The organism is Bacteroides sp. GD17, assembly GCF_038448625.1.
In the GTDB taxonomy this organism is placed as follows: Bacteria; Bacteroidota; Bacteroidia; order Bacteroidales; family Bacteroidaceae; genus Bacteroides.
In genome coordinates this window covers 50,644-67,402 of the sequence record NZ_JBCEZS010000007.1, presented here as the reverse complement: position 1 = coordinate 67,402, position 16,759 = coordinate 50,644, and the positions used below count along the sequence as shown (strand labels likewise).

General features: G+C 45.0%; 15 protein-coding genes. 4 read left to right on the top strand and 11 right to left on the bottom strand.

Translation table 11 applies throughout. From position 1 onward, the window contains the following. Nucleotide 1: 1 nt before the first annotated feature. The 9 genes from AAE250_RS12750 to AAE250_RS12710 form a co-directional block, all read right to left on the bottom strand. Nucleotides 2-1,204 (bottom strand): glycosyltransferase, encoded by a 1,203-nt coding sequence (locus AAE250_RS12750; RefSeq protein ID WP_294600350.1) that lies wholly within the window; start codon nt 1,202-1,204, stop codon nt 2-4. Then, nucleotides 1,201-2,406 carry a hypothetical protein gene (locus AAE250_RS12745; RefSeq protein ID WP_342289023.1) on the bottom strand — a complete coding sequence of 402 codons (1,206 nt, stop codon included), beginning with the start codon at nt 2,404-2,406 and terminating at the stop codon, nt 1,201-1,203. Before AAE250_RS12745 ends, AAE250_RS12750 begins: the two co-directional genes overlap by 4 nt. Then, a complete protein-coding gene (locus AAE250_RS12740) occupies nt 2,403-3,566 on the bottom strand; it encodes a glycosyltransferase (protein WP_294600345.1) in 1,164 nt (387 codons plus the stop codon). The genes AAE250_RS12745 and AAE250_RS12740 overlap by 4 nt, the downstream gene beginning before the upstream one ends. Continuing rightward, nucleotides 3,563-5,878, bottom strand: a complete 2,316-nt coding sequence (locus AAE250_RS12735) for a polysaccharide pyruvyl transferase family protein (protein ID WP_294600342.1) — start codon at nt 5,876-5,878, stop codon at nt 3,563-3,565. The genes AAE250_RS12740 and AAE250_RS12735 overlap by 4 nt, the downstream gene beginning before the upstream one ends. A gap of 33 nt (nt 5,879-5,911) precedes the next feature. Continuing rightward, the gene (locus AAE250_RS12730) at nt 5,912-6,952 is read right to left on the bottom strand and encodes a glycosyltransferase family A protein (protein ID WP_294600339.1); all 1,041 of its coding nucleotides are present in this window, start codon (nt 6,950-6,952) and stop codon (nt 5,912-5,914) included. Beyond that, nucleotides 6,942-7,976 carry an acyltransferase family protein gene (locus AAE250_RS12725; RefSeq protein ID WP_294600336.1) on the bottom strand — a complete coding sequence of 345 codons (1,035 nt, stop codon included), beginning with the start codon at nt 7,974-7,976 and terminating at the stop codon, nt 6,942-6,944. The genes AAE250_RS12730 and AAE250_RS12725 overlap by 11 nt, the downstream gene beginning before the upstream one ends. Next, nucleotides 7,960-9,498, bottom strand: a complete 1,539-nt coding sequence (locus AAE250_RS12720) for a lipopolysaccharide biosynthesis protein (protein WP_294600333.1) — start codon at nt 9,496-9,498, stop codon at nt 7,960-7,962. The genes AAE250_RS12725 and AAE250_RS12720 overlap by 17 nt, the downstream gene beginning before the upstream one ends. Before the next feature lie 393 nt (nt 9,499-9,891). Further along, nucleotides 9,892-11,451 (bottom strand): ATP-binding protein, encoded by a 1,560-nt coding sequence (locus tag AAE250_RS12715; RefSeq protein ID WP_294600330.1) that lies wholly within the window; start codon nt 11,449-11,451, stop codon nt 9,892-9,894. A 411-nt stretch (nt 11,452-11,862) separates the two neighbouring features. Continuing rightward, nucleotides 11,863-12,018 (bottom strand): hypothetical protein, encoded by a 156-nt coding sequence (locus tag AAE250_RS12710; protein ID WP_294600327.1) that lies wholly within the window; start codon nt 12,016-12,018, stop codon nt 11,863-11,865. A 142-nt stretch (nt 12,019-12,160) separates the two neighbouring features. Between AAE250_RS12710 and AAE250_RS12705 the strand changes: the two genes are divergently transcribed. Next, entirely contained in the window at nt 12,161-14,272 is a 2,112-nt protein-coding gene (locus AAE250_RS12705; RefSeq protein WP_294600323.1) for a VapE domain-containing protein, read from the top strand. A 52-nt stretch (nt 14,273-14,324) separates the two neighbouring features. On the opposite strand, the gene AAE250_RS12700 is transcribed toward AAE250_RS12705, so the two are convergent. Then, nucleotides 14,325-14,576: a DUF4248 domain-containing protein gene (locus AAE250_RS12700; RefSeq protein ID WP_294600321.1), complete on the bottom strand. Its 252-nt coding sequence runs from the start codon at nt 14,574-14,576 to the stop codon at nt 14,325-14,327. A 213-nt stretch (nt 14,577-14,789) separates the two neighbouring features. Between AAE250_RS12700 and AAE250_RS12695 the strand changes: the two genes are divergently transcribed. The 3 genes from AAE250_RS12695 to AAE250_RS12685 all read left to right on the top strand — a co-directional run bounded on the left by AAE250_RS12695 (nt 14,790) and on the right by AAE250_RS12685 (nt 15,992). Beyond that, complete coding sequence (locus AAE250_RS12695; protein ID WP_294600319.1) at nt 14,790-15,344, top strand: HU family DNA-binding protein; 555 nt, start codon at nt 14,790-14,792, stop codon at nt 15,342-15,344. A gap of 92 nt (nt 15,345-15,436) precedes the next feature. Beyond that, nucleotides 15,437-15,544: a smalltalk protein gene (locus AAE250_RS12690; RefSeq protein ID WP_294600316.1), complete on the top strand. Its 108-nt coding sequence runs from the start codon at nt 15,437-15,439 to the stop codon at nt 15,542-15,544. A 4-nt stretch (nt 15,545-15,548) separates the two neighbouring features. After that, the gene (locus AAE250_RS12685; RefSeq protein ID WP_294600314.1) at nt 15,549-15,992 is read left to right on the top strand and encodes an N-acetylmuramoyl-L-alanine amidase; all 444 of its coding nucleotides are present in this window, start codon (nt 15,549-15,551) and stop codon (nt 15,990-15,992) included. A gap of 22 nt (nt 15,993-16,014) precedes the next feature. On the opposite strand, the gene AAE250_RS12680 is transcribed toward AAE250_RS12685, so the two are convergent. After that, nucleotides 16,015-16,545, bottom strand: coding sequence for a UpxY family transcription antiterminator (locus AAE250_RS12680; protein ID WP_294600312.1), 531 nt, complete (start codon nt 16,543-16,545; stop codon nt 16,015-16,017). Between the last annotated feature and the right edge of the window lie 214 nt (nt 16,546-16,759).

Here is a 16,759-nt window from a genome sequence, read left to right as displayed (position 1 = left end):
ACTACTTTTTTATCTGATAATACAGTTGTACATATTGTTTGTATTGTTCATTGGAAAATAGCAATGAGCGCTTTCTGCAATTTTCAGTGGTATAGGTATCTCTGTGGCTTGCCACCTGTTTCACAGCTTCACACAGTTGTTGCAGATTTCCTTGTTCTACCACCATTCCTGTCTTAGTATCTATGGCTTCCGGGCTTCCTCCCGTGTGGAAGGTAACAACGGGAGTTCCAGCTGCAAGTGATTCTATGTTGGTAGTAGGGAAGTTGTCGGCTAATGTGGGGTTACAAAATACTGCGGCGGATTGATACCATGCCACTATTTCATCTGAAGTGGAAGTACGTCCTACACAAATTATATTTTTCTGGGCCAAACATTTTTTTTTCTTTTCGCCAATACTTCCCACAAGCACTATTTGATAATCATTGGGTAGTAATTCGGCCATTTGCTCAAAATAGGTCATTCCCTTGCGGGGTTCCCAATTGATAGCACATCCCAGAACTATTTTTTTTTCTTTGTCAATGTGATATTTGCTATGTACGTCACTATTGGATTTCTGTGTAAATTTAGTTGTGTCTACACCATTGTAAATCACTTCCACCCGATTTTTTTTGAACATTGATTCTTTAACGAACGAGGCCAACCATTGTGAGGGGGTAACGATGACAAGATTCTCGAAAGCGGTATGCCACTGTTGGCGTATCTGCCATTGGTATTGGGTGCTGTCTATCCAAGTTTCACATTGAGGGCAATCCCCGCATCCAGTTTTCCAACGGTTGCAATTCACTTCGTCAAAATAAGGACACTGACCTGTAAAAGCACGGCAGTCGTGCATAGTCCATACTATGGCTATGTGGTACTTGTTAGCGTGGCGCACTAACATAGGCATGTTTAGGCATTTGTCGTTGATGATGTTGAAGTGAATCACATTAGGTTTATGTTTGCGGAGTAAGTGCAACAGATGCAGAGTGTCGAAAACGGAAAATATATCTTGCAATCCGGTCATCTTATACCAACGTGAATGGATGAACCAATTGAGCCGGGTACCCCAGATCTGTTGATGGGGTAGTACGCATCGTTTGTTGCGGCCACTGTTGGGCACCATTAGTATACATTCATCCTGATTTTGTTCTATGGCATGAGCCAACGATTTATAAAAACGAGGGAAAAAGCCGGAGTTTCCTGATTGTATGATTGCAATTTTCATTTCTTCATAATTTTTTTAATATCCATATCTGTATAATTAAGCCATTTTCTTGATAAGCAGCATCCTATCAATAGGAAAAAAGCTATGTGATAGAATCTGCATCCTGTGATGTCTCCTACGAAACTGTTGAGATACCAACCTACAGCAATAATACCTATTGATCGGACGAATTTATTATTTCCTTGCCAAGTTGATTTGTAAACAGCTAAAAGAATTAACCCGTAGTATGCCAATACGTAGAGAATGCCTCCTCGCAATAGATGGTTAAGGAAAGGTACTTCGGACGTGATACGTCCGTATTTACCCATACTTGATTGGTCGAAAAACAACGAATAGTAGTGCGAAAATGCCCCCTTGCCTATGAGCCATGCGTGGTTGTTTGTCAAGTCGCTTGCCATCTCTACATATAGAAAAGTACGAGTATCGGCTGATATGGATGTATCATCAGTCTTGTTGGAGAGATACATGCTCAATTTCTCAAATGGAGTCAACTCTTTGGTGATGTGCAGCATGGGAACAAACAATATTAGAGGGGATATGGCTACGGCTGTAACAAAAAATTTGTTCCATCGTGGCTTGTTTATTACATATACCAGCAGATAGCTTGCAAAGATGAATGCAGTGATAATGACAAACATACGGGTAACAAAAATGCTCAGTATGCCTTCCAATACTGCGATAAGTAAAAGTGCTCTATAGTGTTTGTCCACATATGGATAAAATACAACTCCATAGATGGCTATCCATCCTAGCGAATTGTTGAATCCGAAAATGCAAACAATACCTGCCACAAGGTATATCCAGGTGGCTTTTTTCAGTAAAACTACGTTGTACTTTAAAGTGCCTAAATAAGTAAATAAGGGGGGCATTAATAGTAAAGCTGTATATTCGTTGCCAAAAAGGGTGATCCATTTATTGCCAAACGCATTCATGGCAGCATCGGTATTGAATATCGTCCTTGCTATTTGCACTGTAGTCATCAGCAGACAAGCCCGTAATAGTATGTTTCCCCATTTCGAGAAGTCATTGTGTTTGATTAACACAAAGGGGAATGTAAAAATACTAGCCCACATACCTGCCGAGAATATCAGTTTGATGGGGGTAGGTGCAAGAAAATAGAGTCCCCAGATGAGAGCAAGTGCCATGGTGGCGTATACCACAAGATAAATGCTTTGTTTTGATTTTTTGTAAACTCCGATCATTCTTCCAACAGCTTATCCCATTGTGACCAAATGGCGGATTGTGAAAATTTTTGTGCTTTCTTCAAAGCATTTTGGGACAGGCGGTTTCTTTCGTCCTCGTCCTGCATCAAATCGGTGAGGCGAATCCTAAACTGCTCTTCGTCAAAGGGAGGTATAAGAATGCCGTTTACATCTTGGTCTATAATGTCGGGGATGGCTGCGAAACTGTTGAATGCCATAGGTACTGCTCCGTTTCCCATGGCCTCGGGGAGGGTGAGGGGGAAACCTTCGAAGATAGAGGTCATCAAGAAGAGGGAAGCTTTTTGATAGTAGGGAGCTACCTCTTTCTTGAATCCTTCTAGTTGCACTCTTTCCAAATGGTTGCTGCGGATGTAGGCTTCTATTTCGTTTCTCTGTTCGCCGTCACCCACCATCACCAGTTTCCATTCGTTGCAGCGAGGGCTCTGTTCTATCTTTTTCCAGATGTTCAGTAGATGGGGGATACCTTTGGAGGAAGTAAACCTACCAATAAAGAGGCAGCTTTTTTCTTTTGTGGGCACTTCGCTTAATAAGGACAATGAAATGGGATTTCCTATCACTGCCATTTTACTGGCATCGGTAAGGCTGTTCATCTTCATAAAGATGGGGATATATCCAGGCGACAACATTACATATTTGTCGCAGTATGTGTATAACTGCTGTTTGCGCTTCTTCGTTTTGAGCATTCCTAATCTGTGGAAATAAGCTGTTTTGGCGTACATATAAAAGTTATACCATGGCTTTTTCTTAAATGCCTGGTATGTAGTTAAACCGCTATTGGGAGCGCTATGCTCCACGCATATAATCTTGATGCTGTCTCTACTGGGAGTATTTAGTAATAGACATTCATTGGGGTAGTAACTGTCTTGGTAGATGATGGTGTCGATGTGGTTATCAATTATTATTTGCTTATAATAGTTTTGATTTTCTTCCGCATTTACACGGGTAGGATTAGGCAATTTGAAAAAACTTATATTTGTATGCAGTCTAGCCAGTAATTCCTTTTCAGCTTGCTGATGGCACGATAAGATGCTTACTCTATGGAGCTTTTCCGATGATAGATAATTAGCCAGCAGAGTGGTGACGTTCTCTATTCCCCCATAGCCAGGGTAGCGTGCAATATAGAATAAGATAGATTTCATGAGTTTAAAGAGTTTTCTAAAAAGGATAAGGATTGCTTTTTTAACAATGCCAATCGTTCTTTGGCTTGTGTGTAGTCCACTGTTAGATTTTCCGGCAATGCGCATTTTCCCTTTTTGAGTTGAGCTTCCAATCCAAGTACTTGCGTGATGGATTCCAGACGCGAATTACGGTCGTTCTTGTTGAGGAACGTGAAGAAGTTTTTGCGATAGATGATGGAAAAGGCCGTTCCGTGAAACGAATTGGTCACCACAAATTCAGCTTCGCGCACCAGTCCTAGGAATTCACGAGGACCTGCTGCTCTTCCCGAATGATACCGACAGTTGGCCAGGTCACGAATGGAACCAATTTTCACTATTTCGTAGTTAAATTTGCGGCTCAGGGAAGAGACAAATTCGGCTGATCCTTCGGGGTCGCCCAAAATGGTGAAAAACAAGATGTATTTTTTTTTACGGGCAGGAGCAATGGCTATCTCGTTCCACTCAGTGGCGTCGCATAGCAGCGTGGGGTCGGCTACCAATGGTACTTCCTTGTTCAGAATCTTTTTTAATATCTGTACTCCGGCTTCTTCTCTTACAGATAGATGACCGATGTGTTGCAGAAAAGGAGTATATTTCTTCTGCTGTTCGCTGGTAAGCTGTTTCACACCAAAGCTGGGTGCGTAGGCTATCTTTTGATTGTCGGCCATGGGGAAGTCTAAGAAATAGCTCATGTCGTCTTCGCAAATCACGGGATGCCACACTTGGTCGCTTCCAGTGATGAGAGATTTATAATGGTGCAAGTCCGCCGTTAGTTCGTCTTTGGTGGAATAGTGCTTTTGCGAAATCCCAATTACTTCTTCTGCAAACTTATTGAAGGTGGCCATGCGCTGTCTTTCACCAAACAATCTTAAGAAATTGTTTACTATCGACCCTGCAATGGCTTTCAGCGAGAAGGTGGACCAAAAGAATATTTTTTCTTGTCCTATCTTGCCATAGTCTATCACTTCGGCTTCATGAGCCAATTTCTGTACAGTGTAGCGTAGGGCGTAGGCTTGTAGCATAGCTCCATAATTGATGGAACGGTGGTATGTCAATATTCCTACTTTTTTCATTCTTTTTGTTTTATTTATCTTTTCCAGTGCTTTTTTTAGTTCTGTTTCCACTTTTTGGTCTATCACTTTTTTCTGCTTTATCACGTAGCGGGCACGTAGGTAGGCCAAGGGGTTACGTTTGGTGATGTGCGGTCCCGCTATGCTTTGAGCTACAAAGTGGGGCATATAGGTAAACAAAGTGTGCAGATGTGTGGTGATGGATATGCCCCTGCATTCGTGCTTGTCGCAATACAAGCGGGGGTTGCGAGGTAAGCACATCTCCCAATCGGTGGCTTCGGTATGCAGATTGGTACATTTCTCAAACAGTTGCTGTCCATGGGCGTTGTTCACTATTAAGAGGGATAATCCTTTGCTTGCTTCTTCTTGTGATTGTTTGCTACCCCAATAGTCGCCCATAGTGAGATCCGCCACCCGCTCTATGGTGGCATACCGGCATTGGTAGCAGGAGGGACGAGTTACTGTGTCCGATGTAAAGGCATGGTAGAAGAAGTTTTTATGTCGGTTTTGTAGAATCATCTTTTTCCCTTCCTTAATGGCGGTGATATAGGTGTCTTTCCCCCATCCCAAACTCTTGGAGCGGAACGATACAATTTGGTTAGCATGGTTATATTCCAAATGTTTGTCCAAGATGAGATTGGACACCACTCCATGACATATCACTTCGGCAGTATAGAGGTTTGCGTTGTCTCTCTTTTTACCCAAATACGCATAGAGGGCGGCCACTTGGCAGGGAGTGCCACTAAATAACACCATTTGTTGTGCGTCGAGGTACGTGCGTACCTGTTGGTATATCCCTGTCAGGTTGCTTTGTATGTATTTCACACCTTGTATGCGGGGGAGTTCTTCCAGCGAGGTAATAAAGATGTGCTGCACGCGGTTGTTGCCAATCGCAGCACCGCAAACTATTCCACCCTTGTTCAGTATTACAGAGGATAAGGAGGCAAATACACCGCCTGAAGTGCTCTGGCTTCGCTGGTCGGGGTTGGTGTTCCAAGCAGTATAAGGAGTGTATTGATGGATGGGATTCCTTGACAGAAATATGCCGTTGTATACTTCCCCACAATGCTTTTCGCACAGATGACATTCGGTGCATTTCTGCACGTCGACTACAGGATGCCAAAGGCCGTTTTTGTCTTCCGCTATGGTTATGGCACCTTGTTTGCAGCTATTTGCGCAACACATGCAACCGGTACAATGTTCACTGTCGGCTAATAGGGGCATTGATTGTTCTCTTTTTATGGAACTCATGAGTGATTATTTATGTTGCAATTTTTGCTTTATTCTTTTTGATAACCAGTATAGGCGTAAAACGATGACAATAATACAAATTTTGTTGTGGAGAGTAGTTAACGCTCTTTTTAGGAATTTGTAATAACCGTTAGTAGGGTTATATGTTGGCAGCCATGCAGAGTAAAGTCTCAGGTAGCTGGATATTTCTGCTTTTTGAGTCTTGAAGGAGTGAGGTGTTGAGAACAGTGCCGTGAGATAGCTAAAACTAGTCATGATGTACATCCGCTGGGTGTCGTTCTCAAAGCGGGAACTTTGGAGCAGGGTGAGCAGACGTTGTGCGCATTGTAAATTTGCGTCTGCCGCTTGCTTTATCTCTTGATAGGGGCGTTTGTGCGCCGTCAGTCCGTTGCTGTGGATAATGTAATTATAGGCTGAACGATTGATCACGGACAGCCCGTTGCAATACTCCAGATATTGCAATGCAAAGATACGGTCTTCACTGATGTTGATATTCTTATTGAAGCACAAGTGATGGCGTTTGATAATCTCCGTTCTGTACATTTTGGTACAGATATACCCAAAGATGGAATATCGATTGATATCCGAGATTCCATCAAGAAGTTTTTCTCTGGGATAGATTCCCATTTGTGGAACAATCCTTTCTGTATGGTCGGTAAATACGCGGTTAATCCCTTGAAACACCATATCAACGTCTGGCGAAGTAGCAATACCTTCCGCAAAGTTTTGTAGGTAGTGGGGGGACAAGTAGTCATCCGAGTCCGTGAAGCACAGATAAGGAGAGAGGCAGAGTTCAATGCCCTTGTTTCGGGCTGTACTCACTCCGCTGTTACTTTGTGAGTAGACTACTATTCGGTCATCATAGTTTTGATATTGATAACATATCTTCAGACTGTCGTCTATACTTCCATCGTCTATTAATATGAGTTTGAAGTTAGTATGGCTTTGCATAAGGATGCTTGTTATGCATCTGTGTAAGGATTCCTGAGCGTTATAAACAGGTACAATGATACCTATTTCAATATTTAGAGTTCTTTTAGAAAGCATATTTCAAAAGTGGGTATTTATTTGCTAAATTCCTAAGGACATGGGTCAAGCCTATGGTAAACAATAATACTAGCATGTATAAGATGAAGTTGGAAATGGGCAAAATATGTCGGTCTTGCAGGCGCACCAATATGAATATAAATGTAAATTGTGAAAAATACATGATTGTGGAAATCTGCCGGATAGTAGTAGTATCCATTCTTAACAAGTAGGTTTCATCTGTTTTGAGTGCTACAATTATCAACGATACTGCCAAAGGTATCAAGGAGAAGAAAGCGTCGGAATCTTTTCTTAAGCCTCCGGAGTATTCATTGATATATTGGTTTTCTATAATTGAAATGCAAATAGATAATATACAGAGTAGTATTCCTTTACGTAAACTGATGCTGTCCATGATTCTCTGGTAATTCTCAGCTATGGACATGCCTATAGCTACATAGATGAGACCTGCCGGGAAACAATGGTATGGTCGGAATATAACATTAGTAAAAGTGGTTATGAAGTGGGTCACTATATGCTCTGCGTCAAACAGATAATTATAGGAAGCTGCTATGCAGGGCAAGACATAGACCACAAAGCTGATAAGCAGAATAGTGATATTGGATAGATATTTCTTTAGAAAATAGATGATGAATGCACATTGCAGCAAAGCCATAAGATACCAACTCCCTGCAAAACTGGTAGAAAATAGGCTGGTGTGGATGAAGTTCAGAAACTTTTCTGTGAAAGATAGATTGTGGTTGGCAAACAGACGCAGATAAATGGTAAGAGGGGCGGTGGTTACCAACCAAAACAGATAGAGCTTGGCGATGCGTTTGGTAAATAGCTTCATTTTGTCCCAATCAGGCGTTTTCTTAAATAAGAAGAATGCGGATATAATGAAAAAGCAGGGTACACCAAAACGAGTGGCGCATACAAACCAATAATCATAAAGGGCATCATTGAACCGGAAGCAGTGCAGACCAACTATGCAGATGGCGCTCACTAATTTGAGGATGTCGAGCGATTTATAAGTTCTTTCCATGATATAGTTTTTTGCGGATTTGATTTTTGATGAAGCTGCGCTCATTCGATCCTAACCCGATGAAATAGATAGAGATAAAAACAGAAGTCACTGCGGTTGCTCCTACTATCAGAAACCTTGTCAAGGATGCATCCATTGAATGGTAGCAAAACAGAGGGAGGATAAATGATGGAATTACTACAGCTATAATTCTGATTATTACGTCTTTTATATAGTTGCGTATGGAGAAGTGTACCAGATTGCATACTAGATATATCCGGACTACTTGTGCTAACACGGCGTAAAGCAAGTGTGTGAAGAACACACTTTCGGGCGAATAACCAAGCTTAAGAGTTACGTAGGCGGTGGGTACAATAAAAAGCAACGTACCTCCTACCAATATTTGATACATACGAACTTTTCCGGTAGCTTGCGAGGCTACTACAAAAGCATCGGCCATTACGTTAATCATACTGATACATAGCATGATTCTCACAAAATTGCTCGTGTGGGCTGGTACTTCTTTCAGCCACCACTGTAGCACTTGGTCGGTCTCAATCAGCAGTGGCAACGATAAGAAGTAGAGTAGGAGGAAGGAGTATTTGGAACTGGCAAAGATTAATTTACACATTTGTTCCATTTCATGGTTGGCATACGACTTAGTAATCTGCGGATTCAGAGCTAACTGAAAGTTGGAGCTAAAGCCGGTAATGGCATTCTGTACTTGCACGGCAATGCCACGGGCTGCGTTGACAATGGGGCCGAAAAACATATTCAAGATGATATTCACGCCTTGGGTGATACCTATGCTGGCTATGATGCCAAACATATTCCATCCAGCAAAACCCAGCATCTCTTTCATAAGAACGGAATCCCATACAAATTTGTATTGGGTCTCTATGAAATGACGTTTGCAATAGGTTCCGTAGATGGCTCTGATGATGACTTGAATGCAGAACATTAGGATGGCGTATATTTTCAACTTGTCATAGTCTATGCAATTTAGTAGATAGACAATCAAAAGTTTTGCAGTGACCTCGAAAATGGAAATATAGGCAAAGGCTCCCATCTTTTCGTGGGCAATGATGTCGGCATTGTAAGGCACGCTCATCATCAATACTACGCAAGTGAAGATGGATAGTTGATATACCCACATTGCAGCATCCATCCGCTCGGATGGGATACTCATTTGGGTAGTTAAAAGCCATAAGCCCAGTGTTTCGGCCAAAATCACAATGATAATGGCAATAATGGCATGTATGGTAATGCAGAGGCTGAATGTCTTTTTCAGCTTTTCAATGTTGCCTGTCCCGATTTCAAAAGTAAGGTATCGTTGGGTGGCGGTGGACATAGAACCATTGAGGAACGAAAAGAGTCCCACGATGCCACCTACCACGTTGTAGATACCGAAATCTTCTACCCCTAATTTGCTCAGAATGACACGTGAGGTATATAGGCTCACCGCCATCATGAAGAGCATGCGGAAATAGAGCAAAATGGTGTTTTGGGCTATGTGCTTATTGTTTGCTGTATTGTTTGTCATGTTTCTAGTAAACATTTAAATTTGACGTTCCTTCCAAGGAAAGTTACCATTTAATGACTTCTCTTGTAAAAAACGCTAAAAACAAGGCTGAGCTATAAAGATATTAGAGTCTATTTTGATGATCATCGGAAATAGATTTTCATAATTATGACGGTCTATTACTATTTTACGGAAGAATTTACACAGATATTTCAGCTAAATGAACAGTTGATTCCAGAAGGTAGACAGATAGCGGAGTCCTTATTTTGTCATCTCTTTCAGTTCTTTCTCTTTACTTTGATATTGATTTTCTTTCAGATATTTTAGCCAGTTTCTTAGTACAATTATTTTTTGCTGCTCTCTATTTGTATCCTGTTGTATAGTAGTGGTACTCCCCGAGCACATTTCGTTTTTTTACTCTATCTTCCAATCCCCCAGCGTCTTTTTTTCGTTGTCAAAGCAGACTGCCACCTTCACCACCGGCAGTCCGCACAGCGCGAAGCGTTCGGGATAGTTCTTCAGGTCTATCTGCTGCATGGCGTCATCTGCACTTTTGTCCAGTTTCAACTCAATGATGTACAGGGTAGTACGTGTTCGGAGAACAATGTCCACCCGTCCGCGGGGCGTACGCACTTCTACATCCGCATAGTAGCCCAACAGCGAGAAGATGATGTAGAACACTTGTTGGTAGTGCTCTTCAGAATGGGCGTTGTCGCAATAGGGCACGGTGGAAAGAAACTCCTGCAGCAGGCGCAGCATGCCATCCATATCGTCACGGCTCAGGGCGCGGGCCAGGTTTACTACCGTGGTTGTTGTGGTCAGTGTGTCGTTGGTGATATACGATGGTATCAGGTTACGCATCAGTCCTATGCGCACTTCTTTGTTGGGGATATCAAGCGTATAAATACCAAATTCACTGTCGTAATTATTTATTGTGATATAGCCGCTTTGATAAAGCAATGGCGTGATGCTGGTCATGCGTTCTGTGGGTGCGTCGAACTCTGCGGATACAGCTTCTACACCGCCTATCTTAGAGGGAGGGACGCCGAACTTATTCAACATTTCTATCAGGTAGGTGGGCGTGCCGCTGCCGAACCAATAAGAGTCTATTTTGCCTTTAGCCATGGCATTGAGTAGGCTGAAGGGATTGTATATATCGGGAGATGGCCAAGTAAAATGATAGCCGTCATAATTTTCTTTCAGTTCTGTCAAAGCCCGATCGCGGGTTACTTTCATTTTCTTTGCCATCAGGTCTATATCATCACCCATCTGTGTCAGTATTTCTTCTTGGGTGATGCCGCAGATCCCTGCATACGCTTCGTCCATACTGATATTCTCAATATTGTTCAGCTCACTGAAGATGCTGAGTTGCGAGAATTTGGTGATACCCGTCAGGAATACATAGCGCAGGTAGGGGTCGCAGGCTTTCAAGGGGCTGTAAAAGTTACGCATTATGTTGCGTAGCACAGGCAGATTCCTCTCTTCGTGCATCACGTCAAGCAGCGGCGCATCGTATTCGTCAATCAGGACTACCACCCCTTTGCCGGTCTGTTGGCAAGCACACTTTATGAGGGCTGTCAGACGCAGGTTTACATCTACTTGATTATCAGTTATCTCATATTGGTCCTCATAGTCTTTCAATTGGCTGGCAAGGTAACGGTTCAGCTGTTCACCGTTCATATGCTTGCCCAGGCTCATGTCAAAATGCAGTACGGGATATTCGGTCCATTCTTTTTCCAAGCTTTCAATGGCAAGGCCTTCAAACAATTCTTTGCGACCTTTGAAATAAGCGTGCAGCGTAGAAACAAGTAAGGATTTTCCAAAACGGCGGGGACGACTCAAAAACATATATTTGGAGTCGGAGTGTGTCATCCGGTAAACGTATCCCGTCTTGTCGATGTACACGTAATTTTTTTCTCTTATTTCGGAAAAGGTCTGTATCCCTATCGGATAAAGTCGTCGTTGTAATTCCATATTATCTACTTTTTGCACGGTTCGTACAGCTTTCTTTCTACAAAGAAACAAATTCCTTCCCGTTTTTCCTAATCCCTTCTTCCGTTTTTTTTCTTCGAAATGACACTTGTGTCACCCCTAAAACATAAATACATGTTACGCGCGCGAGACAAATTATCAATATACACAAACCTGCATGGCTTGTGGATGATAAATATTGGCCTATATGAAGTATTGAAAAAAGGGTGCCACAAGTGTCACAAGTTTTTGGAGAGGATTATGACTTCAGGACTCCTACGCGGATTCTGTAAGTATCTAAATCACTATCCTGGCAAGCTCTTACCTGTTGCTCGAGCTCCTCTTTTTCCTTGTCCGTCTTCATCAAAGACCGCCAGAAATTCATTACGGCATGCAGCTGGTTGCCGTTGCAACTCAGCCCTTTTTTAAAAGATTGTAGGTCTTGGTACTTATCATCGCTTCTCGGGCGATGGTTTCGTTACTCAGGTGCTTGCCGTTTACAAGCTGTTCCCGTTGGAGTTTCCTCAGAAACGCTCCGAATGCCGGTGCGGCCGGCTCTTTTTTCGTCATTTTACGCTGTATTAATGGTTAAAAATAAATAAAAACAATCGGAATCATTTCCATATAGTGGAAACGATCCGGCTTGTGTATCTTGATGCTTTTATGTTCCTTCGTACCGCAAATTTGAAAAACCAACTAATTTTTAGAAGAAATGGAAAACCGCAGTATCAGCCTTTTTAAGGGCTATTCGGACACAGAACCTATAGAAACTTCTCTCGAAGAAGTCGTCAATATCATCAAGTGCGATGCAGCTTTGCGAGACCGCACCGAAAAGCATCGCTACTACCTGGAGCAAGATCTGAAGCGGGATGCCGAACGCGAGAAGTCCGGTTGTCCCTGCTTCGCAGTGGCCGTGCATTTCGAGGGTGGCAAGACGCGTGAGCATGTCCGTGCCTGGACGGGCTATACGCTGGTGGATCTGGACCATATCCCTCCGGAACGGCTGGTCACCATTTGGACGCTGATCTGTGCTGACGAGCATACGCTCCTGGCATATATCACCATCAGCAGCCACGGCATCCGCGTCATCTGCCGCATTGAGGGCTTGAACGGGCTGGAAGGTGAGAAGGCTTTCCGCCGTTATGCCAAGTGCTTTAATCTGGTCAATGACTATTATTCCCATTTGGTGGACTTCAAGAGCGACGGGCAGTGCAAGAATGCTACCCGTATCAGTGGGATGGCTGCCGATCCTAACGTCTACTACAACCCCGATGCCACGCCCTTTGTGCTGCAAGGAATGAAAAGCGGTTCTCAGCCGCAAGGCACTGATGTCGAAAATACCGTGCCGGCCAAACGCAACAAGCGGCTGGAGAAGGCCGTGAAGGCAGCGGAACGATTCTTGGAGGAGGAGGGAGTAGCTTACTGCGAACATCACCATAACGAGTACGTGATGCGCATGGGCTATCTGCTCAACCAATATGGCGTGGCGCAAAAGACGGCTGCCGGATGGGCGGTGGAACGCTTCACCGACTACGACGGGGATGTGGCGGGCGTCATAGGCTCCTGCTACGAGAATGCCGATGAGCACGGCACCCGTTCTTTCAGCCGCAAGGGTGGGCAAGGAGGTGATGACAAGTTTGCCACCGTGATGGATATTGAGCAGTTCTTCACACAGCAGGCAAAGTTCCGCAAAAATGTGGTGAGTGGCAAGTTCGAAATCCTGATGCCCGAATTCGGGGAGGACTATATGGAACTGACCGACCGTTATATCAATACGCTGTGGGCTCGTATGAGCAAGGCGTTCGGTATGTTGGTCCGTGCTACGGACATGCGTGCTGTGCTCGATTCGGAGTACACTCCGCTCTTCAATCCCTTTGAAGAATACCTGAAGAACCTGCCCGTATGGGATGGAACTACGGACGCTATTGCACAGCTGGCTTCCGGGGTGCACGTGAAGGATGATCAGGATCTCTTCGGGCTTTATTTCAAGAAGTGGCTGGTGGCTGTGATAGCTTCGCTGGTCGACCCTACGGTGGTGAATCATGAGATTCTGGTATTTGTCGGTAAGCAGGGCATCTACAAGACCACCTGGATGCAGCGCTTGTTGCCTCCCGAGCTGCAACGCTATTTCTATGTAAAGAGCAACAGTCAGCACATTAAGAAGGACGATCTCTTTACCCTCACCGAGTTTGCACTGGTGTGTCTCGAAGAGTTGGAGGAAATGACTCCCGCCCAGGTGGGCCAGTTGAAGGCTATCACCAGCATGAATATGGTGAACGAGCGTGCGTTTTACGGGCACTTCAAGGAGAGCCGTCCGCACGTTGCCAGCTTCTGCGGCACGACCAACAATAGCACTTTCCTCAATGACCTCAGTGGCAACCGCCGTTGGCTCCCCTTCGAGGTGGAGGCCATCGACAGTCCTTTCGACTTTCCCATAGACTACACCGGAGTATATGCGCAAGGCTATGCCCTCTGGAAGAGTGGCTTTCATTACTGGTTTGATCCGAAGGAGATTGAGGTTGTGAATCTTCATAATCGTTTCTTTGAAGTGCCGTGCCTGGAGCGCGAACTGGTGCAGGTGTATTATCGCCGTCCCCTGCCGGGCGAGGAATGTATATTCTTGACGAACGCTCAGATCTTGAGTCATATCAATGCAGGTATCCGTCAGACTCTGAGTCCTACGCGCCTCGGCCTGGTGATGAAGCAGGAGGGGTATGAGGCTGTTCGTTCCGGTGGGCACCGCGGCTATAGGGTGATTGAACTGAAAGGAGATGAAATCTACCGTAACCAGTGTGCCATGGCCCGATATACTGCGCAGCCTTAACTGTTGCCTTGCGATCCTATAAGCGTTAGCTTGCGCTTATAGGAGTGTTGCTTCACGGTCTGCCCAGATATCTGAATATCAGTTCTACCTGCATGGATGTGAAGATTTTCTGTGTGCCTCGATATCCGGTCTGCAACAAGGCTTCATTGAGCTGCAGGTTCAGTTTCAGCCATTTGGACAGGCGGTTGAGGGCAGAGGCGGACGAGATGTTCGGTGCGTATGCTTCTGCCAGTTCGCGTTTATAATATGGCCGGACGGGCCACGCTTCAATCTCAGTTTCTCCGTTTTCGCTGATGGCTTTCATAAGTGTCTTTTTAGTTGGTTATTATACTGTAAATGTACGGAATTTTTTCCGCATAACCATCTCCGGAAACGGATATATCTTATCTAATCTCACATAATCTCATACCATTTTATCTCATCCCACCGCATTGCATTTTCCGCTTCTGCCGGCATATTATCTTTGTTTCGTTATTAATAACAGATCACTTAGTATTAATCATTAAACACTATTAAGATGCCATTAAATTACAGCGTTGCAATGATGGGCAATCCCATCAATCAGGATGAACCTAAAAAGGCGTATGCCAAGTCGCAAATCTCCGAGGAATTGACCCTGAAGGAACTTTCGCGCCTGGTAGCCTCGCAGACTACCGTAAGCCGTGCCGATGTGAGCGCGGTACTCATTTCTACTGTAGACAACTTGTTCGACGGCCTGCGTGCCGGGAAGCAGGTGGACTTTGGCGAGCTGGGCAAGTTCCGTCTCCAGATAACCAGCAATGGTGCGGAGTCGGCGGAAAAGTTCACTGCCAATAACATTACGGGAGTAAATATTCAGTTTGTGCCCGGAGAGGACTTGAAGAACCTCTTTGCGGGTATGGAATTTACTCCGGTGCCTACCCGTGCCGCCATGCGTGCTGTGCTCAGGGCGCAGAAGTTGGGGCAGACCACTGTCGATATTTCCAAAGGCTCCACTTCGGGAGGTGGCAACAACCCCGGTGGCAATCCGGACAGCGGCAATCCGGACGGCGGCGGATCGGATGGAGACCAGAGCGAAAATCCACTCGGATGATCAGCTTCCGTGAAATCCGTGTAATCCGTGCCTAAAATTATCCGCAGAATTCCCATTTATAAATCAATTGTCAAATTTTTAATTTCAGAATTATGAAAGAAAAATCGTCTTCCAAGTGGGGAATTATCCTCAAAGTGATTGTTACCGTGGCCACTGCATTGGCCGGAGTGTTCGGCCTGAGTTCCTGCATCAATCGTTAGCCGGATGAAGTCAGGCAGTTTCTATCAGAACTATCGGGAGGTGAACCTCCTGGTAGTTCATTGCAGTGCTACGCGTTGCGACCGTCAATTTTCCGTGGCAGCGCTTCGTCGCAGCCATCTGGCACGGGGCTTTGCCGATATCGGTTATCATTTCTACATCACCCGTGACGGAGAGGTGCACATTTGCCGTCCCGCCCATCAGATTGGTGCCCATGCCACCGGCTGGAATGACAAAAGCCTCGGCATCTGTTATGAAGGCGGACTCGACGAAAAGGGGCGTCCGGCCGATACGCGCACTTATGCGCAGAGGTGCGCCTTGCTCGACTTGCTCCGGCAGTTGAAGAAGGATTATCCCGATGCCCGTATCCTGGGGCATTGCCAGCTCAGTGCGTCCGTTCATAAGGCTTGTCCTTGCTTTGATGCAAAGGGGGAGTATGGGGAGTTATGAGTTATAAGTTATGAGTTATTGGTTATAACTTTTCTACGAAGCCTACGGGCATATCTACATGTGCGCAGCCCAGCATATCCAGCCGGACTGCCACTTTACTTTTCCCGCCTATTGTCACCAGCTCACCTTCCAGGCCTGCGAGCGGCCCTTTTATTACTTTCACCGCATCGCCCGGCGCCAAGGGGGTGCTGCATATCTCCACTGCTTCGGGGCTGTAGTCCAGCATGAACCGGAAGCGATTCATTTGCTCCTCCGGGATGATGGCGGGATGACTTTCGCCACGTAGTACCATGTAGCGGCTTACGGCTTGCAGTGTCAGTGGCAATGAGCGTTCTCCCGGAGCGACATGTACGAATATCATCATTGGAATCACCAGCCGGTCTATCTTTTTGCGCCGGTCGCTCCATTGTCGGATTTCGGTTTGCACGGGCAAGTAACATTCCACGCCCATAGCAGTCAGCCGTTCGGCCGTCTTCTTTTCGAGGCAGGATTGCACATAGGCCACCAGCCATTGGCGGTGGGAAATGGCAGGGGTTGTATCAGTATGGTTCATTCTAATCTTTTCAGGTTAAAAAAAGTGTGTCCCGGCCACAGCGCTCTGCACGCCGGAACACACAGCAAACAAACGATATAAGCCCGGGGTACAAAGCATAGCAATGTACTTAAGGGGGAACCCGAACTTATGGGGAACTATTAAACGAAGTAATTTTTGTATCATGGATAGCTGAGGTCCGGGCGCGCTACGCGGTCGCCTGTCACATTTTGTG

Bases quoted from the DNA above. Each gene is read 5' to 3' on its own strand.
- AAE250_RS12745 (WP_342289023.1), bottom strand. From the start codon at position 2,406: ATGATCGGAGTTTACAAAAAATCAAAACAAAGCATTTATCTTGTGGTA.
- AAE250_RS12700 (WP_294600321.1), bottom strand. From the start codon at position 14,576: ATGAAAGCCATCAGCGAAAACGGAGAAACTGAGATTGAAGCGTGGCCC.
- AAE250_RS12690 (WP_294600316.1), top strand. From the start codon at position 15,437: ATGAAAGAAAAATCGTCTTCCAAGTGGGGAATTATCCTCAAAGTGATT.
- AAE250_RS12695 (WP_294600319.1), top strand. From the start codon at position 14,790: ATGCCATTAAATTACAGCGTTGCAATGATGGGCAATCCCATCAATCAG.
- AAE250_RS12720 (WP_294600333.1), bottom strand. From the start codon at position 9,498: ATGACAAACAATACAGCAAACAATAAGCACATAGCCCAAAACACCATT.
- AAE250_RS12740 (WP_294600345.1), bottom strand. From the start codon at position 3,566: ATGAAATCTATCTTATTCTATATTGCACGCTACCCTGGCTATGGGGGA.
- AAE250_RS12750 (WP_294600350.1), bottom strand. From the start codon at position 1,204: ATGAAAATTGCAATCATACAATCAGGAAACTCCGGCTTTTTCCCTCGT.
- AAE250_RS12725 (WP_294600336.1), bottom strand. From the start codon at position 7,976: ATGGAAAGAACTTATAAATCGCTCGACATCCTCAAATTAGTGAGCGCC.
- AAE250_RS12685 (WP_294600314.1), top strand. From the start codon at position 15,549: ATGAAGTCAGGCAGTTTCTATCAGAACTATCGGGAGGTGAACCTCCTG.
- AAE250_RS12715 (WP_294600330.1), bottom strand. From the start codon at position 11,451: ATGGAATTACAACGACGACTTTATCCGATAGGGATACAGACCTTTTCC.
- AAE250_RS12735 (WP_294600342.1), bottom strand. From the start codon at position 5,878: ATGCCCCTATTAGCCGACAGTGAACATTGTACCGGTTGCATGTGTTGC.
- AAE250_RS12680 (WP_294600312.1), bottom strand. From the start codon at position 16,545: ATGAACCATACTGATACAACCCCTGCCATTTCCCACCGCCAATGGCTG.
- AAE250_RS12705 (WP_294600323.1), top strand. From the start codon at position 12,161: ATGGAAAACCGCAGTATCAGCCTTTTTAAGGGCTATTCGGACACAGAA.
- AAE250_RS12730 (WP_294600339.1), bottom strand. From the start codon at position 6,952: ATGCTTTCTAAAAGAACTCTAAATATTGAAATAGGTATCATTGTACCT.
- AAE250_RS12710 (WP_294600327.1), bottom strand. From the start codon at position 12,018: ATGACGAAAAAAGAGCCGGCCGCACCGGCATTCGGAGCGTTTCTGAGG.